The organism is Phenylobacterium sp., assembly GCF_041919955.1.
Classification (GTDB): Bacteria; Pseudomonadota; Alphaproteobacteria; order Caulobacterales; family Caulobacteraceae; genus Phenylobacterium.
The window spans coordinates 70,032-91,987 of sequence record NZ_JAYRSU010000009.1 but is presented as its reverse complement, the minus strand read 5'-3'; the positions used below and the strand labels follow the sequence as shown (position 1 = coordinate 91,987).

22 protein-coding genes are annotated in these 21,956 nt (G+C 69.0%); 10 read left to right on the top strand and 12 right to left on the bottom strand.

Going from position 1 to position 21,956, the window contains the following annotated elements; all coding sequences use genetic code 11:
* Positions 1-15: 15 nt before the first annotated feature.
* From ACE3T2_RS09965 to ACE3T2_RS09945, 5 genes are read left to right on the top strand one after another with little or no spacing between them, the layout of a single operon-like run.
* On the top strand, positions 16-1,026 hold the full coding sequence (locus tag ACE3T2_RS09965) for an ABC transporter substrate-binding protein (protein WP_374656975.1): 1,011 nt from the start codon (positions 16-18) through the stop codon (positions 1,024-1,026).
* Positions 1,023-1,769 (top strand): ABC transporter ATP-binding protein, encoded by a 747-nt coding sequence (locus ACE3T2_RS09960; RefSeq protein ID WP_374656974.1) that lies wholly within the window; start codon positions 1,023-1,025, stop codon positions 1,767-1,769. Before ACE3T2_RS09965 ends, ACE3T2_RS09960 begins: the two co-directional genes overlap by 4 nt.
* A complete protein-coding gene (locus ACE3T2_RS09955; protein WP_374656973.1) occupies positions 1,766-2,524 on the top strand; it encodes an ABC transporter permease in 759 nt (252 codons plus the stop codon). The genes ACE3T2_RS09960 and ACE3T2_RS09955 overlap by 4 nt, the downstream gene beginning before the upstream one ends.
* A 49-nt stretch (positions 2,525-2,573) precedes the next feature.
* Complete coding sequence (locus ACE3T2_RS09950) at positions 2,574-3,197, top strand: hypothetical protein (RefSeq protein ID WP_374656972.1); 624 nt, start codon at positions 2,574-2,576, stop codon at positions 3,195-3,197.
* 13 nt (positions 3,198-3,210) lie between these two features.
* On the top strand, positions 3,211-4,305 hold the full coding sequence (locus tag ACE3T2_RS09945; RefSeq protein ID WP_374656971.1) for a DUF2336 domain-containing protein: 1,095 nt from the start codon (positions 3,211-3,213) through the stop codon (positions 4,303-4,305).
* On the opposite strand, the gene ACE3T2_RS09940 is transcribed toward ACE3T2_RS09945, so the two are convergent.
* From ACE3T2_RS09940 to ACE3T2_RS09920, 5 genes are all read right to left on the bottom strand, one after another.
* Positions 4,302-5,339, bottom strand: a complete 1,038-nt coding sequence (locus ACE3T2_RS09940) for a TonB family protein (RefSeq protein ID WP_374657015.1) — start codon at positions 5,337-5,339, stop codon at positions 4,302-4,304. The genes ACE3T2_RS09945 and ACE3T2_RS09940 overlap by 4 nt on opposite strands.
* Positions 5,340-5,418: 79 nt before the next feature.
* On the bottom strand, positions 5,419-6,798 hold the full coding sequence (locus ACE3T2_RS09935; protein WP_374656970.1) for a hypothetical protein: 1,380 nt from the start codon (positions 6,796-6,798) through the stop codon (positions 5,419-5,421).
* A 184-nt stretch (positions 6,799-6,982) separates the two neighbouring features.
* Positions 6,983-8,581, bottom strand: coding sequence for a peptide chain release factor 3 (locus tag ACE3T2_RS09930; protein ID WP_374656969.1), 1,599 nt, complete (start codon positions 8,579-8,581; stop codon positions 6,983-6,985).
* A 42-nt stretch (positions 8,582-8,623) separates the two neighbouring features.
* Positions 8,624-8,992, bottom strand: coding sequence for a hypothetical protein (locus ACE3T2_RS09925; RefSeq protein ID WP_374656968.1), 369 nt, complete (start codon positions 8,990-8,992; stop codon positions 8,624-8,626).
* Positions 8,993-9,104: 112 nt separating this feature from the next.
* Positions 9,105-9,437: a DUF1491 family protein gene (locus ACE3T2_RS09920; RefSeq protein ID WP_374656967.1), complete on the bottom strand. Its 333-nt coding sequence runs from the start codon at positions 9,435-9,437 to the stop codon at positions 9,105-9,107.
* 135 nt (positions 9,438-9,572) lie between these two features.
* Between ACE3T2_RS09920 and ACE3T2_RS09915 the strand changes: the two genes are divergently transcribed.
* Complete coding sequence (locus ACE3T2_RS09915; RefSeq protein WP_374656966.1) at positions 9,573-10,445, top strand: hypothetical protein; 873 nt, start codon at positions 9,573-9,575, stop codon at positions 10,443-10,445.
* 6 nt (positions 10,446-10,451) lie between these two features.
* Here the strand turns inward: ACE3T2_RS09915 and ACE3T2_RS09910 are convergent, their stop codons facing one another.
* Positions 10,452-11,918 carry a sensor histidine kinase gene (locus ACE3T2_RS09910; RefSeq protein WP_374656965.1) on the bottom strand — a complete coding sequence of 489 codons (1,467 nt, stop codon included), beginning with the start codon at positions 11,916-11,918 and terminating at the stop codon, positions 10,452-10,454.
* A gap of 240 nt (positions 11,919-12,158) precedes the next feature.
* Here ACE3T2_RS09910 and ACE3T2_RS09905 point away from each other — a divergent pair, with 240 nt between their 5' ends.
* Complete coding sequence (locus ACE3T2_RS09905) at positions 12,159-12,890, top strand: sensor histidine kinase (protein ID WP_374656964.1); 732 nt, start codon at positions 12,159-12,161, stop codon at positions 12,888-12,890.
* Positions 12,891-12,935: 45 nt separating this feature from the next.
* Positions 12,936-13,361: a SufE family protein gene (locus ACE3T2_RS09900; RefSeq protein WP_374656963.1), complete on the top strand. Its 426-nt coding sequence runs from the start codon at positions 12,936-12,938 to the stop codon at positions 13,359-13,361.
* Between the two features lie 4 nt (positions 13,362-13,365).
* Here the strand turns inward: ACE3T2_RS09900 and ACE3T2_RS09895 are convergent, their stop codons facing one another.
* From ACE3T2_RS09895 to ACE3T2_RS09880, 4 genes are all read right to left on the bottom strand, one after another.
* Positions 13,366-13,857, bottom strand: coding sequence for a PAS domain-containing protein (locus tag ACE3T2_RS09895; protein ID WP_374656962.1), 492 nt, complete (start codon positions 13,855-13,857; stop codon positions 13,366-13,368).
* A 200-nt stretch (positions 13,858-14,057) separates the two neighbouring features.
* Positions 14,058-14,483: a MucR family transcriptional regulator gene (locus ACE3T2_RS09890; protein WP_374656961.1), complete on the bottom strand. Its 426-nt coding sequence runs from the start codon at positions 14,481-14,483 to the stop codon at positions 14,058-14,060.
* A 222-nt stretch (positions 14,484-14,705) separates the two neighbouring features.
* Positions 14,706-15,917, bottom strand: a complete 1,212-nt coding sequence (locus tag ACE3T2_RS09885; RefSeq protein ID WP_374656960.1) for a DUF2336 domain-containing protein — start codon at positions 15,915-15,917, stop codon at positions 14,706-14,708.
* Positions 15,918-15,974: 57 nt separating this feature from the next.
* Positions 15,975-16,859, bottom strand: coding sequence for a crotonase/enoyl-CoA hydratase family protein (locus tag ACE3T2_RS09880; RefSeq protein WP_374656959.1), 885 nt, complete (start codon positions 16,857-16,859; stop codon positions 15,975-15,977).
* 140 nt (positions 16,860-16,999) lie between these two features.
* Here ACE3T2_RS09880 and ACE3T2_RS09875 point away from each other — a divergent pair, with 140 nt between their 5' ends.
* Positions 17,000-18,538 (top strand): acyl-CoA synthetase, encoded by a 1,539-nt coding sequence (locus tag ACE3T2_RS09875; protein ID WP_374656958.1) that lies wholly within the window; start codon positions 17,000-17,002, stop codon positions 18,536-18,538.
* Here the strand turns inward: ACE3T2_RS09875 and ACE3T2_RS09870 are convergent.
* Complete coding sequence (locus tag ACE3T2_RS09870; RefSeq protein ID WP_374656957.1) at positions 18,535-19,776, bottom strand: NupC/NupG family nucleoside CNT transporter; 1,242 nt, start codon at positions 19,774-19,776, stop codon at positions 18,535-18,537. The genes ACE3T2_RS09875 and ACE3T2_RS09870 overlap by 4 nt on opposite strands.
* A 56-nt stretch (positions 19,777-19,832) precedes the next feature.
* A complete protein-coding gene (proS, locus tag ACE3T2_RS09865) occupies positions 19,833-21,392 on the bottom strand; it encodes a proline--tRNA ligase (RefSeq protein WP_374656956.1) in 1,560 nt (519 codons plus the stop codon).
* A gap of 102 nt (positions 21,393-21,494) precedes the next feature.
* Between proS and ACE3T2_RS09860 the strand changes: the two genes are divergently transcribed.
* Positions 21,495-21,944, top strand: coding sequence for a MaoC family dehydratase (locus tag ACE3T2_RS09860; RefSeq protein WP_374656955.1), 450 nt, complete (start codon positions 21,495-21,497; stop codon positions 21,942-21,944).
* Positions 21,945-21,956 lie beyond the last annotated feature (12 nt).

Sequence of the window (21,956 nt, the reverse complement as noted above, 5' to 3'; positions counted from 1 at the left end):
GTCTGGGGGATGTCCATGAAGGTCCTGCGTCTCGCCGCCGCTCTGCTTGCGGTGCTCGCCTGCGCCTGTTCGCCGGCGAAGAAGGAAGAGGCGGCGAAGGGCGCCGAGGGGCGCACAGTCATCCGCTTCGCCACCGACTGGCGCGCCCAGGCCGAACAGGGCGGCTTCTATCAGGCGGTCGCGACGGGCGAGTACGCCAAGCGCGGCCTGGACGTGCAGATCGTCCAGGGCGGTCCCGGCGTGAACGTGCCGCAGTTGCTCGCCTCCGGCGCCGTCGAGGCCGGCATGGGCTCAAACAGCTTCATCGTCATGAACCTCGCCAAGGAGCAGATTCCGGTGAAGGCGGTGGCGGCGATGATGCAGAAGGACCCCCAGGTCCTGATCGCCCATCCCGACCAGGGGCTCGAGAAAATCGCGGACCTCAAGGGCCGCCCGATCCTGCTTTCCGACGCCTCGGTCACCGCCTTCTGGGTCTGGCTGCGGTCCAAGTACGGCTTCACCGACGATCAGATTCGCAAGTACACCTTCAACGCCGCCCCCTTCCTGGCCGACAAGCGGGTCGTCCAGCAGGGCTATGTGACCTCTGAGCCCTACACCATCGAGAAACAGGCCGGGTTGAAGCCCAAGGTCTTCCTGCTCGCTGACGAGGGCTATCCCGGCTATGCGACCATGGTCCTTGTCCCCGACAGCCTGATCGCGAAGAACCCCGCGGCGGTGAAGGCCTTCGTCGAGGCCTCGGCGGCGGGCTGGAAGAGCTATCTGCACGGCGACGCCGCGCCCGGCGACGCCCTGATCCGCAAGGACAACCCGGAAATGACCCAGGACGTCCTCGACCAGGCGCGCGAGAAGCTGAAGGCCTACGGCATCGTCGAGTCCGGCGACGCCCAGACCGCGGGCATCGGCGTGATGACCGACGCCCGCTGGGCGGAGTTCTTCAACGTCGCCTCGGCCCAAGGCGTCTACCCCAAGGACATGGACTACAAGCGCGCCTACACCCTCCAGTTCGTGGCGCCGGCGGCCAAGTGACCGTCGCGGCGCTGGAGAAGGTCGAGGTCGACTATCCCGGCCGGGGACGCGCGCTCGGGCCGATCGACCTGGCGGTGCAGGCGGGTCAGATCCTGGCCCTTGTCGGTCCGTCCGGCTGCGGCAAGTCGACGGCCCTTCGCCTGCTGGCCGGGCTGGAGGGGCCGACCCGCGGCCAGGTCCAGCGCGCCGCCGGCCGCGGCGAGACCGCGGTGGTCTTCCAGGCCCCCACCCTCGCCCCTTGGCTGAGCGCCCGCGCCAACGTCGCCCTCCCGCTTGAACTGTCGGGCATGGCGCGGCAGGCGGCGGCCCAGCGCGCTGATGCGGCCCTGGCCCGCGTGGGCCTGGCCGGCGCGGAGGCCGCTCGGCCGGCGACCCTGTCCGGTGGTATGGCGATGCGCGCCTCGCTCGCCCGCGCCATGGTCACCGAACCGAAGCTGCTGCTGCTCGACGAACCGTTCGCCGCCCTCGACGAGATCACCCGCCGCACCCTGGCCGACGACGTGCTGAAGCTGTGGCAGACCGCGCGCCCGGCGATCGTGTTCGTGACCCACAACGTCGAGGAGGCCGTCTACATGGCCGACCGCGTGGCGGTGCTGACCCGCGGCCCCGGTCTGCTGGCCGGCGTCGCCGAGGTCGAGGCGCCGTTGCCGCGCCCGACCGGATTTCGGACCTCGAAGGTCTTCCGCGAGGCCGTCGAGCGGGTCTCGAGCCTGCTGGCCCAGGGCATGGGCGCGCCGGCATGAGCCGCATTCTCGCCCCGCTGCTCCTGGTCGCGTTGCTGCTGGCCGCCTGGGAAGGTGCGGTCCGCGCGCTCGGCGTTCCAGCCTATTTCCTGCCACCGCCGTCCGGCGTGGCGCTCGCCCTGGTCAAGAACCTGCCGGCTCTGGCCGCCGCGGCCTGGATCACGCTGTCGACCGCGCTGATCGCCCTGGTCGTCGCCAGCCTGGTCGCCGTGGGCCTGGCGGTGATCGTAGGGCTCAATCCCTTGCTGGAGGCCGCCGTTCGCCCCCTGGCGTCGGTGCTGCAGGTGACCCCGGTCGTAGCCATCGCGCCGCTGGTGTTGATCTGGGCCGGCATCGACCATCCCGAGCGCGCCATCGTCGCCCTGGCGGTGCTGGTCGCCTTCTTCCCGATTTTCTCAGGCGCGGTCACCGGCCTGCGCGCCGCCGATCCGGACCTGGAGCGATTGTTCGACCTCTACGGCGCCTCGCGCTGGCAGCGGGTGCTGCGGCTGCGCCTGCCGTCGGCCGTCCCGTTCCTGCTGGAGGGTCACAAAGTCGGCGCCGGACTGGCCATCATCGGGGCCGTGGTCGCCGAATTCGGCGCGGGGTCGGGTGGCGTGCGGGGGCTCGCCTGGCAGATTCTCGACGCCGGCAACAAGCTGCAGACCGCGCGGATGATCGCCGCGTTGGTGGTGCTGGGCCTGATGGGCGTGGCCCTGCACGCCCTGCTGGACCGGGCCGAGCGGGCCGGTCTGACATGGTGGCGCGGACGTTAGGCTTAGCCGTTAGGCGCGAATTAAGTCGCGCGGGGTTAACGCTGCACGCATGCGCGTCGCTCTCGCCATCGCCGTCGGGCTCGCATGTCCATCCCTCGCCGGGGCGCAGGCCGCCGGCGACCGCTATGGCCCGCCCTCGACGATGCAGCTGACCGCCGTCGCCGGCGAGGCGTGGCGCGGCCCGGCCCTGGGCTGGGCCAACAAGCCGGCCGCCGCCCCGACGCCCCAGAACGCCCTGCCCGCCGCGCCCTCGCCCTATCGCGAGGCCCGCGTCTACGCTCCCTTCCAGCCGCAGGTCCCGCTGCCCCTGCAGCGCAGCCCGCCGCAGCCCGCCGCCGCGGCCGCCCCGCACGCCGAGGCCCGGCCCCTGCCGACCAGCCTCTATTCGCCCGCTCAGTCGGCGCCTGTTCGTCCGCCGGTCTCCGCGGTCCAGTCCGCGGCCACGACGCCAGCCCCGCCGCCGCCTCAGCGCATGGCTGCGGTCACGCCGCGCCCGAACGGCGGAGCGCCGCGCTTCTACTCCGTTCACCGCGGCTATGGCCTTGAGCCCGACGCCATCCCGGAACCGCCTGCGGGCTCCCGCTACGTGCTGATCGGACCGCCCGATGCTCCGGCTGAAAAGCCGGACGTGCGCGACGACGACAACGCGGGCGACCGCTCCGACGCCTTCTGAAGACGACGCTTTCATGGCCCGCAGCAAGCTTCACGACCTTATCGAGATGGCCCGCGAACCGTCCAGCGAGCGGCGGCGCGAGCTGCTGCGCGGAGTGACGGACCTGTTCTTCTCCAGCGAGGACGTGCGCGGCGAGGAGATGGAGCTGTTCGACGACGTGCTCAGTCAGCTCGCCGGCGAGATGGAGGAAGCCGTCCGTCTCGAGCTCGCCCAACGGATGTCGGGCGCCGAAGCGCCGCCCCGCGGGCTGCTGCGCGACCTTGCCCGCGACACCTCGATCGAGGTCGCCCGCCCGGTGCTGGAAAACTCCCGCGCCCTGACCGACGACGACCTCCTGTCGGTCGCCCGCACCCGCGGCCAGGATCACCTGCGCGCCATCTCCCAGCGTCCGACAATCTCCGAGGCGGTGTCCGAGGCGATCGTCGAGCGCGGCGACGACGCGACCGTCGGACTGCTGCTGGCCAATGACGGGGCGCGGATGTCTCGTGAGACCCAGGAGATGGTTGTCGACCGCGCGGTGGAGCGCCCCAGCCTTCATTCGGCGGTCGTGCGCCGCAAGTCGCTGCCCGTCGACCTGCTGAACGAGATGTACTTCGTGGTCGAGGCCCGGCTGCGCGGCGAGATTCTGGCCCGCAACGAGGCGGTCGATCCCGCCGAGCTGGACGCCGCCCTCGCCGCCGGCCGCAAGCAGCTGGCCGCCCGGGACGGCGCCCTGCCCACCGACTACGCCGAGGCCGAGAAGCAGGTCCGCATCCTACGGGCCCGCGGCGCCATCACCCCGCAGGTGCTGGCCGGCTTCCTGCGCTCGCGCGAGACCACCAAGTTCCTGGTCGCCTTGTGCGAACTGGCCGACATCGACTTCCACACCGCACGCCGGATTCTGGAGCGCCGAGAGCTCGACGCGCTCTCGATCGTCTGCAAGGCCGCGGGTTTCGAGCGCTCGCTATACCTGACCTTCGCCGTCCTGATCCTAGACCGCGACGCCAACGCCATGGGCCGCGCGCGCGAATACGGCGAACTCTACGAGAACCTGCCCCGCGAGGCCGCCCAGCGGACGATCCGCTTCTGGCGCATGCGCCGGAAGGCCGGCGACATGGCCGCGGCCTAGGGCTTGGCCGCAGAGGGGGTCGGCGCCGCGTCGGGCATGTTGTAGCGGACTGGGACCCGGATCTTGCCGCCGATGGTCGGCACGCCTTCCTCCGTCCAGGGACGGATGCGGAAGCTCTTCGAGAGCGCCATGCCCGCCTCGGCGAAGCCCAGTCCCGCCGGCTCCTCGCTGCTAACTGCGCAATCCTGAAGCCTGCCGCCCTCGCCCGCGGTGCACAGCATCACCACCCGCGCCGTCGCCACGCCAGCCTCGATCGCCTTCTTTGGATAGCCCGCGCTGAAGGCGTCCCCGCTCGGCAAAGCCGCCCACTGGACCTTGCTGGTCAGCCGCTTGGCCGGATCCAGCATGTCGGGCGCGAATACGAACGGCACTTGGGTCATGGAGCCCTTGATCGGTCGACCGTCCGAGAACTGGGTCGGCCCGACGAACTTGGGAATTAGCGAGCGGGCCGCCGCCGCGAAGCCCAAACCCTTCGGCTCCTCGGTAATCGCGCTGCACCCGCCTAATCTGCCCTCAGACATCATGGTGCACTTCAGCGTCACCCGCCCGCTGGCGCCGCTGGCCTTGGCCTTCTCGGGATAGGCAGCCGCGACGTCGTCATAGGACGGCGCCTGGTTCCAGACGAGATTCGAAACGACCGTCCGCGTCATCGGAGCGAGGCCTGGGGCGTCCCTTCCCGGAATGTGCGTACCAGTCCCGGTATCGGGTTGAGTAAAATTGATCGGGATATCGACCTCGCCCTCGACCGGCTTGCCGTCCCGGGTGGCGGGCTTCATGAGGAACTGCGGCGTCAGGGCGATGGCTGCGGCCCCAAATCCCATCCCGGCCGGCGTTTCCGAGAGCACCCTGCAATCGTGGAGCGCCCCGCGGACGCTGACGGCGCAGGCGATCTTCGCCCGCCCTCCAAGGCCCCGCTTGAGCGCGTCTGTCGGCCACACGGCGAAGAGCTGTTCCGGCGTTGGCCTCTTGAGCCAATCCGCCTCGGTTTCCGCGGCGACAGCCGCTCCAGCCGTCGCAGCGACGGCCAGCGCCATCGATAGACCAAACCTGCGCATGCACTCCCCCCGGCTGCTCGCGCCAAGCTGGCGCAAGCCACCATGGGTTGCAAGCTTGCTAGTAGGCCGGGCGCGTGTTCGTAGCGGCGCCCGCCAGCCGCTCCAGCGCGTCAGCCGCGACGATGCTGAGTGACCGCAGGCCCAGCTCCGCAAAGACATCCAGGGCGCCGTTCAGGGCCATGGCCGCCTTGGCCCGCTCGCCGCGATCCTGGCCGGTGATGTCGACGCGGGCTTCATAGAGCCGCGCCAGATTGACCTGCAGCAGCGCCCAGGCGGCCGGGTCGCGTCGCGCCGAAATCGTCGCCAGCTCGATCTTGAAGGCCGCTTCGGCCGCATCCAGCACGGTCAGGTCGCCCGACAGCTCGGCCGAGCGCGCCAGGCAGAGAGCGCGGTTGGATGCGCCGAACGCCCGCAACGACAGACCCGGCGCGCTCTTCAGCACGTGAGCGGCGCGATCATAGCAGGTCACCGCCTGCTCATAGGCGCGTTCCGAGGCGCCGGCCTCGCCGAGCGCCTGGAGTCCCTGCGCAAGCGCGGTCTGCACGCGCGCCCAGTCCAGCGGACTGTGGTCGCGCGACAGCTCTCCCACCACATCGGCCAGGCTGGTCACCGCCTGAGCCAGCTGGTCCACCTCGCCGGAAACCTCGCCCAGCAGCGCCATGGCCTGGCCGCGCAGGGCCGACGCGCGCGCCCAGCTCAGCGGCTCGTAGGCGCTGTCCAGGCCCTCGGCGGCGCGGGTCGCCTCGTCGCGGGCCATGGCCAGGATGTCCATGTCGCGCAGCCGCGCGCCCCAGCCGATCATGATGTCGGCCAGCACCAGCCGCGCCTCGACCGCCAGCAGCCGCGCCGCCCGGCAGCGGCGCGTCAGATTCTGCAGCCCGATGATCGGCGCCGAAAAGCGCTGGAAGGCGGCGCGTGCCGCGCTGGCGTCGCCGACGCCCATCTGCTCGCGCGCCTCGATGGCGGCCACGCCGATATCGGCCAGCGGCATGGCCAGCCCGCCTCGGGCGGCGGCGCGGGCGTCGCGGAAGGCGACGTCGGCGGCGGCGTTCAGCCCCTCGTCGCCGAACAGCTCGGCCCCCAACATGGCGCAGAAGGCCTGCTCGCAGCGCGCGCGCGCCCAGCCGTCGGGGCGGCGATCGCGCCCGAAGGCTTCGGCGGCGGCTTCGGCGGTGGCGGCGGCCTTGCGCAGGATCGCCGCGTCGCCCGAACGGCGGGCGACCTCGCGCCACACGATGGCCGCTTCCAGCCGGCGCTGGGCCTTGTCCTTGGCGCCGACGCGGCCGGCCGCGATGTCGGCGGCCCGGCCTTCCTGGGAAATCATGCGCAGGTCGAGCAGTTCCAGCAGCGAGGCGTCGCCGCCGGTCAGCCCGTCGCGCGGCGCCTTCACGGCCTCCGCCCCGAACAGGCGCTTCAGCTCTCGACCGAACTCGAACATTCGACGGCTCCGATCACCCATGGCGTCTCATCGCGAGACGCCCCCGGAGGGTTCAGATCGGAAACAGCAAAGCCGGAGCCGAGATCGTAAACAAGTGGTTAACGCGCCCGTTATGGTTAACAAGAACTGAATATTTTGTGTTCGGCGCGTGATCGGGACTGGCGCAAAACTTGCTTAACGGCTGTTAAGCACGTTCCTTGGAGCGCTCGAAGCCGATCTTCGGGAAGCGCTCGCCCACATAGCCGATCTCCCAGCTCGACTTGGCCAGGAACACCGGCTGCTCGTCGATGTCGGCGGCCATCGCGCCCTTGTGCTTGCTGGCGAAGTCCTCGACGTCGGCCTTCTCGCCCGACAGCCAGCGCGCCTCGGCATAGGGCGCCGGCTCGAAGATCACCTCCAGCTGGTACTCGTTGGCCAGGCGGTCGGCCATGACCTCGAACTGCAGCTGCCCCACGGCGCCGACGATGAAGTCCGAGCCGATCACGGGGCGGAAGAGCTGGGTCACCCCCTCCTCGGCCAGGCCTTCCAGCGCCTTCTTCAAGTGCTTGGCCTTCAGCGGATCCTTGACCCGCACCCGCTGCAGGATCTCCGGAGCGAAATTCGGCAGGCCCGCGAAGCGCAGGGTCCCGGTCTCGGACAGGCTGTCGCCGACCCGCAGGACGCCATGGTTCGGAATGCCGATCACGTCGCCGGCGAAGGCTTCCTCGGCGAGCTCGCGGTCGGAGGCGAAGAACATGATCGGCGCATTGACCGACAGCTGCCGTCCAGTGTTCTGCACCTTCATCTTCATGCCGCGCTGGAACCGGCCAGAGGTCAGGCGAAGGAAGGCGATGCGGTCCCGGTGGTTGGGGTCCATGTTCGCCTGGACCTTGAAGACGAAGCCGGTGACTTCCTTGTCGCCTGGGACCACGTGGGTCGGCTCGCCGCCGCGCACGGCGGCCACGGCCTTCGGCGGGGGCGCGTAGGCGCCCAGGCCGGCCAACAGCTGGTCGACGCCGAAGTGACGCAAAGCCGAGCCGAAGAACACCGGCGTCATGTGGCCTTCCAGGAAGGCCTGCGGGTCGAAGGGCTTGGACGCCTCCTGCACCAGCATCGCGTTCTCCTCCAGCTCGCCCTGCTCGTCGGGGTCGAGATAGCTGACGATCGCGTTGCCCTTGAACGCCACCGCGCCCGGATGGCCCTCGTCGCCGTCCGAGCCCTTCTTGGCGAAGGGGAAAAACTGCTCGTTGCGCAGGTCGAGCATGCCCTTGAACCGCCCCCCCGAACCGGCGGGCCAGAACAGGGGCGCCGGGTCCAGCGCCAGCTTGGAGGCGATCTCGTCCAGCAGCTCGATCGGGTCCTGCGCCTCGCGGTCCATCTTGTTGATGAAGGTCACGATCGGGATGTCGCGCAGGCGGCAGACTTCGAACAGCTTCAGGGTCTGGGGCTCGATGCCCTTGGCCGCGTCCAGCACCATGACCGCGGCGTCGGCGGCCGTCAGCGTGCGGTAGGTGTCTTCCGAGAAGTCCTCGTGGCCCGGCGTGTCCAGCAGGTTGAACATCAGGCCCTGATGGTCGAACGTCATGACCGAGGCCGAGACCGAGATCCCACGTTCGCGCTCGATCTTCATCCAGTCCGAACGGGTGCGGCGGTTCTCGCCGCGGGCGCGAACCGCGCCGGCCGCCCGGATCGCCCCACCGGCCAGCAGCAGGTTCTCGGTCAGGGTCGTCTTGCCGGCGTCAGGGTGCGAGATGATCGCGAAGGTGCGCCGGCGCGCGGCCTCGGCGGCGGGAGAGGTGCTCATGGGCGGCTGGTAGCGCAGCCGCGCGGCGCGGGGAAGCCCGCGTTACGCCGCCAGGCGTCGCCAGACCTGCCGATCGGTCCAGACGGTGTCGAGCTGGCCCTCGTCCTGGCGCGTCGAGAGCCGGGCCATCACCTCGAAATCGACGTTGGCGTAGCGGATGGTCACGTCCTCGGGCGCACAGCCATAGGCCGGGGCGACGAACAGGGCCGCGTTGATCGAAGGGGCCTTGGCGATGATCAGGGTGGCCAGCCGCTTGGCTCGCTCGGGCCGGTCGAAATGCAGCAGCGGATCCTCGGCGTACAGCTCTTGGCCCAGCTTGCTGACGATGTTGAACGGCAGCGCCTTGAACCTCTTCCCGGCCACCTTCGGCGAAAGCTTGGCGCCGGCGAGGTTCAGGACGACGTCGTTCAAGAGAAAGAGCATACCGAGGCAAGCGCTCACGTTCACGGGACGGCAAGCCTTGCCATGGACGTGCTTTAGGGCCCGTTGAAAGACGCGGTGAATTCCCCGGTAAGGGTGAATTTCAGCCCTGCTCGACCGGTTCGGTCAGGAAGTGGCGACCTTCCCGATCCTCGATCTCGACCACCCAGACGTCGGGATCGATGCGCGCCGCGCGCTCGATGTAGCGGTCCAGGTCGGCCTCGGCCTCGGATGCGGCCGGCCGCATCCAGACGCGCTCGCCGTCGCCGCGCGTGGCTTCGGCGTAGATCCGGCTGGTGCCGTCGCCGCGATTGAGCACCTTGACCAGTACGCTGCCGGCCCGCGCGTCGCCCTTGCGCGCCACCACGGCGAAGCCGCCGCCCAGTTCCACCCGGCGGATCAGGGCCGCGACCCAGATGTCGGTGGAGAGCAGCATTCAAAAATCCTCGTTCGTATACGGAAGCGAAAGGCTGACCGGCTAGGATCGCCTCAAAGATCTCGCACCTATACGAGAAAAACAAAAAGCATGACGAGTACGCGCAGAACCGCGCGGCGCGTCGTGTGTGGATGGATGGGGCTGGCCGCGGCGGGGGGGCTTCTCGCTGCGCCCGGGGTTTCGACGGCTGCGGCCGCCGACCTCTTCTACGAGCGCACGGTGATGACCGCCGCCGACGCCCGATGCGGGCTGTTCGAGCCGCCCATCGGCGCGGCCCTGGCCGCTGGGCGGATTCAGGCGCGCGGCGCGGCGATCCGCGCGGGCGCCGACAAGACCGCCCTGGCCCGGCTGGAAGGCCGCGCAAAGGCCAAGGCAGCCGCCACCGACTGCACCTCCAGCGACCTGAACCTGGCGGCCGAGCGCGTCCGCGACGCCTACGCAGGCTACGCCCAGATGGCGCGCATGACCTATCCGGGCGAGGTGGCCGAATGGCGCGCCGACCGCACGGCCGGGGTCGCAGCCCGCTGGCGCCTGCAGCAGACGGCTCGCTTCGGCTGGGATCAGATGACCTTCGGCCTGGCCGGCCGCGAGGGCGCCAACGCCCTGATGGCGGTCGCCACCTTCGCCGACGGCGGCTCGCCTTACGCTGCGCGGCTGGTGCTGCGCGACGCCTCCGTCACCCTCGGCCCCTATCTCGACGCGCGCGGCCAGTCGCTGGCGGACCTGCCGCTCGCCCGCCGCCTGCCGCCCCCCGGCGGCCGCGAGGCCTTCACGGCCGAGGCGCGCAGCACCGCCGGCGTCGATCTCCTGCCCAAGGGCGCCAAGTCGGGCTGGGCCTTCCGCTTCCCGGCCGCGGCGGCTCACGCCCTGGCCGGCCTCGATCCGCGCGAAGCGGTGGCGGTGGAGTTCATGTTCGCGGGCAGCTCCGGGGATACGATCCGCCGCGCCTATGTCGAGGTCGGCGACTTCGCCGCCGGCCGCGCCTTCCTGCAGGTCGCGGCCCGCTAGGGTGCTCTAGGGCGTATTCGCCGCCGCCGGCGTCTCGATCACCGGCAGGCGGACCGTCACCGTGGTGCCTTCGCCCAGGCGGCTTTCGATCGTCATCTGGCCGCCGTGCAACTCGGCGAACGAGCGCACCAGCGACAGGCCGAGACCTGTGCCGGCCGCCTTCTGCGTCGCCTCCCCGGCCTGCTCGTAGGGCCGGCCCAGGCGCTGGAGGTCCTCGGGGCCGATGCCGACCCCGGTGTCCGAGACCGTCAGTTCCAGAGTCCGTCCGTCGCGAAGCACGCTGACGGTCACCGCGCCGCCCCGCGGCGTGAACTTCAGCGCATTGGAGATCAGGTTCAGGGCGATCTGCTTCAGGGCCCGCCGATCGGCGACCACGTCCAGCGCGTCCTTCGGCAACATCCCGCGCAGTTGCACCCCCGCCCGGTCGGCCTGGCCCCGCATCAGCCGCAGCACTCCGGCTACCGCATCGCGGACGTCGAATGGTTCGCGCGCCAGCTCGAAGCGCTCGGCCTCGATCTTGGACATGTCCAGCACGTCGTTGATCAGGTCCAGCAGGTGCCCGCCGGATTCATGGATCAGCTCGGCATACTCGGCATAGCGGTCCGAGATCGGCCCGAACAGGCGCTGACGCATGATGTCCGAGAAGCCCATGATCGCGTTCAGAGGCGTGCGCAGTTCGTGGCTCATATTGGCCAGGAAACGCGACTTGCCCGCGTTCTGGGCCTCGGCCTCGGCGCGCGCCTGCTCCAGCTCGGTCTCGCGCACGTGGGCGGCGCGGGCGTCGCGCAGCACGGCCATCAGCCTCGGCCCGCGGCGGCGCAGCTCCAGCACCACCCAGCCCTCGGCTTCGCCGGCCGGGACGAAGGCGACCTCGGCCTCGCCCTCGTCGCGCGCTCGCGTCAGGGCCGCATTCACCAGGTTCCTGCTCGCCGGCATGGCCAGGCTGGTCAGCGGACCGCCCTCTCGCACCTCGACGCCGAACGGCGTGCGACCCCACGCGCCGATCAGGTGGTCGGCCTCGTCGACCGCCAGCAACAAGTGCGGCTGGTCCTCCAGGGCCTGGCGCAGCCGCGTCTCCACGACGCGGCGGCGCTGGGCGTCGACGCCCACGCTGCGCTGGAGCACGACCAGCCCCGCGGCCAGTCCGAGGATGATGGTGGTCAGGGCCAGCACGCCGAGGACCGCCTCATAGGCCGGGGCCAGGGCCAGGCCTTGCAGTGTCAGCCCGCCGAGCGCCGCCACGCCCGCCGCGCCCAGCGAGACCGCCGCGCCCAGGGCGAGGCGGTCGATCCGCCCCATCACCGCGGCGGCGGCGACGGGCGCCAGACACCAGACGCCGAACGGGCCGGCGACGCCGCCTGTCGCGCTGGCGGCCACGGCCGCGCCGACGCCCAGCCCCACGATCGTCAGGATCGCAGGCAGGCCGGCCGGTCGCGCCGTCGCGCTAGTCCTGGCTGGCTGGCTTTCGATCACCTTAGATTCGGCGCTCCGTAGTCGTGCGTTTCGCGCAGAACCTAACGGCGCCAGTGAGTCCCTGCGAGGGCGCTCGCGTCGCACGCGACCCCTGAACTGGGGGCGGCGTGCGCCTTTCTGTTGATCGAAACCAAATCGTAAGTGGCGCGGCGTTAAGCCTTCAACCGTCCGAGACCGCGAGGCTTTCGTCTTCTTATGGCCCATGCGGCGTCCAGTTCCCGACCTTCGTCGCCCGCCCCCGTGGCGACGCCGGCCCCGCGCTCGCGCCGGGACCCCGTCCAGGAGGAGGCGCGCCGATCCTTCCTGCGGATGGTCAGCCACGAGCTCCGCACCCCGCTCAACTCCATCCTCGGCTTCTCCGAGATCCTGCATTCCGAGCTCTACGGCCCGCTGGGCGCGCCGCAGTACAAGGAATACGCCGGCATCATCCGCACCAGCGGCGCGCGGCTGTTGCGCCTGGTCAACCAGGTGCTCGAGATCGCACGCCTGGAAGGCGGCGCGATGGATTTCGACCTGCGGGCGGAGTCGCTGGACCACGCCCTCGACGACGCCATCGACAGCCTGGCCGAGGACGTCGCACCGCGTCACCTGACCTTCGACATCCGCCGCCAGGGCGCCCTGCCCGCCGTCGTGGCCGACGCGCGGGGCCTGCGCAACCTTCTGGTCAACCTGCTCCACAACGCGATCGTCTTCTCGCCCGAGGGCGGCGTGATCGAGATCTGGACACGCACGACCGACGCCGTCGTCGACATCGCGATCGTCGACCACGGCCCCGGCGTCGACCCGCTCGACATTCCGCGGCTGCTGCTGCCGTTTGAGCAGGGCGAGAACGCCTTGACCCGCCGCAGCGAAGGCGCGGGCCTGGGGCTGCCCATCGTCCAGCTCCTGTGCGAGGCCATGGGCGGCCAGTTGAAGCTGAGCTCCGCCTCCGGACAGGGCCTGACCGCGATCGTTCGGCTGCCTGCGGCCTGACGCCGGTTGCGCAAAGGCTGCAAGGCCCCTAAGTCGCACCTGAAGATGACCACGATCGATCAAGAGCTGACCGACCTCGCCGAGGAGTTCGACCTTCTGGGCGACTGGGAGGAACGCTATCGCTACGTGATCGAACTTGGTCGCGAACTCGCGCCGCTGGCCGACGCAGAGCGGAACGAGGCCAACAAGGTGCGCGGCTGCGCCAGCCAGGTCTGGCTCGTCACCGAACCCCAGGCCGACGGGACCGTGGTTTTCCGCGGCGATTCCGACGCCCACATCGTGCGCGGCCTGATCGCGGTGCTGCTGCGGTTGTTCTCCGGCAAGACGCCGCAGGCCATTTCCGCCTTCGATGTGAAGGCCGCCTTCGACAAGCTGGGACTGGCGGGCCACCTGTCGGCCCAACGCTCCAATGGCCTGGCCTCGATGGCCACCCGCATCCGCCGCGACGCCGAGGCGCTGGCGGCCGCCTAGGGCCTCAGGCCGCGCGGATGCCGCTGGCGGCGGTGTCGCCCTGCACGCCCACGACCGCATCGTAGCCGAGGATCATATCGACATCCTTGCCGTTCGAGGCGAGCGGCAGGCGCAGCCACAGGATCGAGATGTGCGCGGCTCCGCGCCAGGCCAGACTGTGGACCCCGACCGCCGGGCGGCGTTCCTCCACCACCTTCACCAGCTCGCGCCGCCAGTATTCGGCGGCCCCGGCGTTGTAGACGTCGCCCAGCCGCCGGCCGGTGATTTCGCGCCCGTACACGCCGTAGAGCCCGGTGCCGGCCAGCCGCAGGCGGAAGTCAAGCGGTTCGCCGTCGACGTCGATCAGGCTGATGGTCGGCAGCAGCCGCTTGAAGTCGTCCGGGCGGATATCCCCGCGTCCGGGCAGTTTTCCGCCCTGCCGCAGCCGCGCCCAGTAGGCGTACAGCTCTTCGTGCGCGCGCGCGGCCGCCGCGGAAGCCCCCATCTGTGCGGCCATGTTCAGATTCCTTAACAACCCCTTGGAATCACGACGAATCACTTATCGCCCGAAGGGTGATTCTCGGGCAAGGGCAAATCCTAACCCGCGGCAATAAATCAGGCCGAAAGGTGGCGTAGCTGCGCCGTGGAACCTTCACCCGCAAAGCAAAACGCCCGCCGTCACCGGCGGGCGTTTTTTCGGAAGATCGTAGATGCGGACTACTTGGACGAACGCTTGCGCGGCGCCTGGCGGCCGCCCTGGCCCAGGCCCATCTGCTTGGCCAGGTCCGAGCGCGCCTTGGCGTAGTTCGGCGCGACCATCGGATAATCCTTCGGCAAGCCCCACTTCGCGCGGTATTCTTCGGGGCTCATATTGTATTTCGTGCGCAGGTGCCGCTTCAGCGACTTGAATTTGCGGCCGTCTTCCAGGCAAACCAGATGATCTGGCGTGATGGAGCGGCGAACGGGAACCGCCGGTTCCTTCGGCGCGGCCTCCTGAACGTCGGAGCCGGTGGAAATACCCGCCAGCGCACGGTGGACGCTCTGGATCAGATTGGGAAGATCGGCCGCGGCGACCGAATTGTTCCCGACATATGCGGAAACAATATCCGCCGTCATCTCAATGACTTCCGATTTCTCGTCCATATTTCTCGGTTCCGTGAGTGCGGTTGCACCAAGCTGGGGGATGACTGATTCACGACATCAGTGGTCGCGTTAATATCTGGAACCCAACTCTAACACAAGAGTCGTGTAGCCGCCTGTTCTTCATCGAACATGCGTATCGTCAAGTCTAGGTGCTGCACTGCACCAATCGGTTGAACGGCTCGCCACTATTCCGAGACGCCGAAACGTCACAACCGGAAGTGATCAGGCGCGGAAGTCCTTGGAGAAGGCGAGCATCGCTGCGCGTTGAGGCGTCGAGTATTCGTCCGCACCGTCTTCATCGCCATCACGGATCGCGCGTAGCAGAGCCGGAGTCAGGGCCGAAGTAAGCGACCAGTTCCAGTATCGCAGCACCGTCTGGGCCCGATCCACCGCGATCATGTCGTAGGCGATCAGCGCTCGCTCCAGGACTGGAGCCAGCGCCCCGCTTGCGTCGGTCTCGTCGCGCTTCAGGCCCCGCCACAGGGCGCGGATAGCCTGTTTCGGCAGGCCGGTGGCCTTGCAGAGGATAGCCAGCGGCTCGCCGCCCGAGTCCGTGAAGATCTTCGCCCCGGTCATCGGCTTGAGACCCGACAGATACGATATCTCCTCGGCGATCTCGCGGGTCAGGCCGTGCTGGGCGGCGGCGACGGCCGCCTCCAGGCTGTCGAAGGGGCTCTTCTCGATCGCCGCGCGGTTGCGCTGGCGTCGCTCGATGAACTGCAGAGCCTTGCGCGACAGCGAGTCCTGCCATTTCTCGGCGGCGGCCATCGGAAAGATGTCGCTCGCGGCGTCCTGCAGCACCTCACGCGAGACGGCGAAGCGCTGCAGGATGATCTTGCGGGCGTCGGCGTCGGCCCACCAGAACAGGACATAGGCGTGGGCCGGGCGAAGTTCGGGCCGGCGCAGCAGCAGCGTCGTCAACCGCGGGTCGCCGCGGGTCAGCGCCACCACCGCCTCGATGCCGCCGTTCGAGAACCGCGCCTCGTCGTTTTTCAGCAGGCATTCGAGCACCAGCACTTCGCCGAATTCGATCAGGACGTCGCAGAGGACCTCGCTGACCCCGCGGCGCAGGGCGATCAGCCGCCGGTGCTCCAGGTTCATCATCCGCGCGCAGTCGAGCAGGTCGGAGTCCGACAGGCACGCCGCGTTGAGCAGCAGTTCCTCGGAGATGTCGACCTCGTCGCGCAGCAGCAGCCGCACCAGGCTGTTCGGGATTTCCGTCAGTCCGGCCAGGCGGCGCGCGACCTTCCTGCGCTCGTCCGGCTCGGCCTCGCGCAGCATGTCGACCAGCAGGTCGGCGGTCATCGCCCGCTCGAAGGCGTTGACCCGCGAGATCGGCAGGCAAACGACGTCGGCCAGCCGCTTCAACAGCGCCGCGCGCGCCCGCGAGGGAGGCGGAAGGTCCGGGCTCTGCTCTGGCGACGGCAGGTTCATGCGATACCGGTGGTGAATACCTGCCGATATCGAATCACACGCCGCTTAACCGGTCGTTCACTTGAACGTCGGCGCCGTCCAATGATCCCAGATGTTCGGCAGATCGCTCGAAACCTTGTCCGGGAAGGCCGCCGGACGCTTTTCGAGGAACGAAGTGACGCCCTCGCGCGCGTCGGCCATCTTCCCCCGCTGCTGGATGCCACGGCTATCGGCGCGGTGCGCCTCCATCGGATGCGAGGCGCCGGCCATCCGCCAGATCAGTTGCCGGGTCAGGGCGATTGAGACCGGGGCGGTATTGTCGACGATCTCGCGCGCCAGGGCGCGGGCGGCGGGCAGCAGCTCGTCCGGCGCGTGCAGCGAGCGGACCAGGCCCTTCTCGAACGCCTCCTGAGCCGGGAACACACGACCGGTGTAGCACCACTCCAGGGCCGTCTGGACCCCGACCAGCCGCGGCAGGAACCACGAGGACGCCGCCTCCGGATTGAGCCCGCGCCGGGCGAACACCAGGCCGAACCGCGCCTCGGTCGAGGCCAGGCGGATGTCCATTGGCAACTGCATGGTCACGCCGACGCCGACCGCCGGGCCGTTGATCGCTCCGATCACCGGCTTGAGGCTGTCGTAGATGCGCAGCGAGACGAGACCGCCCCCGTCCCGATGCACGCCGTCCTGCTGGCGCGCCGCCTTGTCTTCGCCGCCGCGCGCGTCGTAGTTGAACGTCTCTCCGCCAGAGGAGAGGTCAGCGCCGGCGCAGAAGCCGCGCCCGGCCCCGGTCACAATCACCGCCTTCACCGCGTCGTCCGCATCGGTCACGTCGAAAGCCGCGATCAGGTCCTTCATCATCTGGGTGTTGAACGCGTTGAGCTTGTCCGGCCGGTTCAAGGTGATCGTCGCCACCCCGTCGGTCAGGTCGTAGGCCAGGGTTTCGAAGTTGGGCGCCGCCATCGGATCCTCCGCTGATTTTCCATCATTCCGGCCCGCTTGACGGACGGTCCGTCAAGGCCCGCATACTCGCCTTAACAACGATAACTTTGGGAGGACGGTCGAGGCCACGAAGAGGGTCAGGCCGCCGCGAGGAAGAGTTCATGCATCCAGCCACGCACGCTGCGACCAACCCCGACCGCGCCGCCTACGTCATGGCGGGCTCAGGCGAGACCGTCACCTATCGACAGCTCGACGAGCGGTCCAACCAGGGCGCGCAGCTCTTCCGCTCGCTGGGGCTGAAGACCGGCGATGTGATCGCCATTCTGATGGAGAACCATCCGCGGTTCTTCGAGATCGCCTGGGCCGCCCAGCGCGCCGGGCTCTACTACGCCTGCATCTCGTCCAAGCTGACCGCCGGCGAGGTCGAGTACATCATGAAGGACTGCGAGGCCAAGCTGCTGGTCACCTCGGCCGGCGTCGGCCCGGTGGTCGACGAGTTGCCTGCCCTGCTGCCGGGCGTGAAGCTCTACATGGTCGGCCAGACCCGCGGCCCCTACGAGAGCTTCGAGGCCGCCCGCGATGCGCAACCCACGACGCCGATCGCCGACCAGAGCAGCGGCGCGGACATGCTCTATTCCTCCGGCACCACCGGCCGGCCGAAGGGCATCAAGCCGCCGCTGACCGGCGCCCCGATCGACGCGCCCAACGCGCTGGCCATGATGGCCGAGGGTCTGTTCGGCTTCCGCAACGACAGCGTCTATCTCTCGCCCGCCCCGCTCTATCACGCCGCCCCGCTGCGCTGGTGCATGAGCGTCCACCGCTTGGGCGGCACGGTCGTGGTGATGGAGAAATTCGATCCGGAAGAGGCTCTGGCGCTCATCCAAAAGCACCGGATCGACGTCGGCCAGTTCGTGCCGACCCACTTCGTGCGGATGCTAAAGCTGCCCGAGGACGTGCGCGCGAAGTACGACGTCTCTTCCATGCGCTCGGCGGTGCACGCGGCCGCCCCCTGCCCGATCCCCGTCAAGGAGCAGATGATGGCCTGGTGGGGCCCGGTCATCCACGAGTACTACGCCGGCAGCGAAGGCAACGGATTCTGCTACATCGGCCCGCACGACTGGCTGACCCACAAGGGCTCGGTCGGCCGCGGCACGACCGCCGAGGTCAAGATCGTCGGCGAGGACGGCGAGGCCCTGCCCCCGCGCAGCGAAGGCGTCGTCTACTTCGCCGGCGGCACGCCGCTGACCTACCACAACGCCCCCGACAAGGTGGCCGAGAACACCAACAAGTACGGCTGGACCACGCTGGGCGACGTCGGCTGGCTGGACGAGGAAGGCTTCCTCTACCTGACCGACCGCAAGAGCTTCATGATCATCTCGGGCGGGGTGAACATCTATCCGCAGGAGATCGAGAACCTGCTGGTCACGCACCCGAAGGTCGCCGACGCCGCCGTGGTCGGCGCCCCCGACGAGGAGATGGGCGAAAAGGTCGTAGCGGTCATCCAGCCGATGGACTGGAGCCAGGCCGGCGAGGACCTGCGGGCCGAACTCGCCGCCTACTGCCGCGCCAACCTCAGCCACGTGAAGTCGCCGCGCCTGATCGAGTTCATGGCCGAACTGCCGCGCCACCCGACCGGCAAGCTCTACAAGCGGCTGATCCGCGACGCCTACTGGGGCAAGGAAGGGTCCCGGATCGTCTAGCTTCCCGCCAAGGTCAGGATCAGGCTGACCAGGGCCGCGCTCATCAGGTTCGCCAGCGAACCGCCCAGCACTGCGCGCGGCCCCATCTGGGCGATCAGCGGGCGCTTCTCCGGCGCCAGCCCGCCCAGCACGCCCATCTGGATGGCGATGGAGCTGATGTTGGCGAAGCCGCAAAGCGCGAAGGTCACCACCGCCTCGGTGTGGGGGGTCAGCGTCGACTTCATCTTCCCGAAGTCGAGATAGGCGACGAACTCGTTCAGGATCAGCTTCTGGCCGAACAGTTCGCCGGCCTTGCCCGCTTCGCTCCACGGCACGTTGAGCAGGAACATGACCGGCGCGAAGATCACGCCGAGGATCTTCTGGAAGGTCAGATCGGGATAGCCGAACATCCCGGCGATCCCGCCCAGCAGGCCGTTCAGCAAGGCGATGAAGGCGACGAACACCACCAGCATCGAAGCCACCGCCACGGCCAGCTTCACCCCGTCCTCGGTCCCGTTGAAGATCGCCATGATGATGTTGGCCGGCCGCTCCTCGGGCGGCGGCGCGGAGGCTGCGGCGACTTCGGCCAGCGGCGTCTCGCGACTGCCGTCGGGCATCAACAGCTTGGCCATCAGGAGACCGCCTGGCGCCGACATGAACGCCGCGGCCAGCAGGTACTCGATACGCACGCCCATCTGGGCGTAGGCCGCCAGGATCGAGCCGGCCACCCCGGCCATGCCCGTGACCATCAGGGCGAAGACCTGCGGCTGGGTCAGGGCGTGCAGGTAGCCGCGGACCACCAGCGGCGATTCCGACTGGCCGACCAGGATGTTGGCCGCGGCGTAAAACGCCTCGACGCGGTCCACGCCAAGCACCTTCTGGAGGAAGCCGCCGACGATGCGGACCACCAGCTGCATGATCCCCAGGTAGTAGAGCACCGAGACCAGCGCCGAGAAGAAGATGATGATCGGCAGCACGTTGATGGCCAGGCTGGCGACGCCGTTCACCTGGGTCAGCCCGCCGAACACCATCTCGATCCCGGCGCGCGAATAGCCGAGCACCGTCTCCACGCCGCTGGCCGCGCCGTGGATCGCCGCCTGACCGGCCGGCACATAGAGCACGAAGACGGCGATCGCCGCCTGCAGCAGGAAGGCGGGTCCCACCACCCGCAGGCGGATGCGCCGCCTGTCGGTCGAGGCGAGCACCGCGACGGCGAGGATCAGCACGATCCCCGCCAGGCTGATCAGAATCGGCGACACCCCGCCCTCCCCAGATGTCAGGCGAGCCTCGGCGCGTCGCCGCCTGGCTTCAAGGCCTAATAGGAGCGGCCGATCAGGATCTCTTCGACCCCGGGCTGGCCGGTGAACACGCAGGGCCCGAAGCTGGCAGGCTGGTCGGCCGGCGCGTTGCGCAGGGTCAGCTTCAGGGCCTTCAGCCGCTCGACGACCTTTTCCAGCTCATCGCCGGTCGGACGCGACCAGGAGGCCCGCACCCAGCCCTTGAAGGCCGAGGTTTCTTCCTCCTCGTCCGAGACCTGGCCGAAGTATTCGGCCACCTGCTCGAAGGTGCTCAGGTCGCTGCGGATACTGGCCTCCAGGCGGGCCTTGGCCTCGTCGAACAGCGCCTGCTGGATTTCGGCCAGCAGGACGGGCGCATTCGCCACGAACTCGTCGCGCGGCGCCTGGTGCGACTTGACCTTGTCGCCGTCGCGCAGGGCGTCGCGGCGCATGTAGCTGACCTGGCCGCCGGCCGCATCGCGCGGCCCGAGTTCGATGATCACCGGCGCGCCGCGGCGCACCCAGTTCCAGCGCTTGTCCGCCGACTTCTGGTCGCGGTCGTCCAGCAGGGCGCGGATCGGCTCGCCGAGTGCGGACTGGGCGTTCAGGTCCTTAACCAGCGCCTTGGCGAAGGCCAGGACCGCCTCGTCCTCCTCCTTGCCGCGCAGCATCGGCACCACCACGATCTGGCGCGGGGCGATGGCCGGCGGCAGGCGCAGGCCGTCGTCGTCGCCGTGGGTCATGATCACCCCGCCGATCATCCGGGTCGAGGTGCCCCAGCTCGAGGTGTGGCAGAACTCCATCTCGCCGCCGTCGCTCTGGTAGCGGATGTTCTGGGCGCGGGCGAAGCTGGTGCCCAGATAGTGCGAGGTGCCGGCCTGCAGCGCCTTGCCGTCCTGCATCATGGCTTCGATCGAAAAGGTGTTGTCGGCTCCGGGGAACCGCTCGTTCTCCGGCTTTTCGCCGGCGATCACCGGCATGGCCAGCACGGTTTCCGAGAACTCCCGGTACATCTCCAGCGCCTGCAGGGTCGAGGCCAGCGCGTCCTCGCGCGTCGCATGGGCGGTGTGGCCCTCCTGCCAGAGGAACTCGGAGGTGCGCAGGAACAGGCGCGTGCGCATCTCCCAGCGGACCACATTGGCCCACTGGTTGATCTTCAGCGGCAGGTCCCGATAGCTCTTCACCCAGCGCGAGAAGGCGTCGCCGATGATGGTCTCCGAGGTCGGACGGACGATCAGCGGCTCTTCCAGCTTGGCGTCGGGATCGGGCTGCAGCTTGCCGTCGACGGCCTTCAGGCGATGGTGCGTCACCACCGCCATCTCCTTGGCGAAGCCGTCGACGTGCTCGGCCTCCTTGGCGAAGAAGCCCAGCGGGATGAACAGCGGGAAGTAGGCGTTGTCGACGCCCATCTCCTTGATGCGGCGGTCCATGGTCTGCTGGATCCGCTCCCAGACGCCATAGCCCCACGGCTTGATGATCATCGAGCCACGGACCGGGCTCGACTCGGCCATGTCCGCCTCGCGGACGATCGCCTGGTACCAGTCGGGGAAGGTCGACTTGTTGCCGGTCATCCGGCTGACGCTGAGAGCTCGTTGCATGGGGCGCTCTTTAAAGTTCCTGGCGGCGACGTAAAGGCGTTGCTCGCGCCTATCGAGATGCTAGACCTCGAACATCTGTTTCAATCGAATTGGGAGCAAACGATGAACCCGGTGGAGTTCAAGGACCTGCCCGGACTGGTGGGCCAGGAAGTCGGCGTGTCGGACTGGCTGGAAATCACCCAGGAGCGCGTCAACCAATTCGCCGAAGCCACCGGCGACCATCAATGGATCCACGTCGACGTGGAGCGCGCGACCAAGGAAATCGGCGGCCCGATCGCCCATGGCTACCTAACCCTGTCGCTGATCCCGTTCCTCGGCGCCGGCATGCTGCCGATCAAGGGCGTGACCCGCGGCATCAACTACGGTTCGGACAAGGTGCGCTTCATCAACATGGTCCGCGTCGGCAAGCGCGTGCGCATGCGCCAGAAGCTGATCGGCGCCGAGCCCAAGGCCGGCGGCATGCAGCTGAAGAACGAGTGCACCATCGAGATCGAAGGCGAGACCAAGCCCGCCTGCATCGCCGAGACCATCTCGGTCGTCTACGGCGGCTGATCCCTAGGCGGT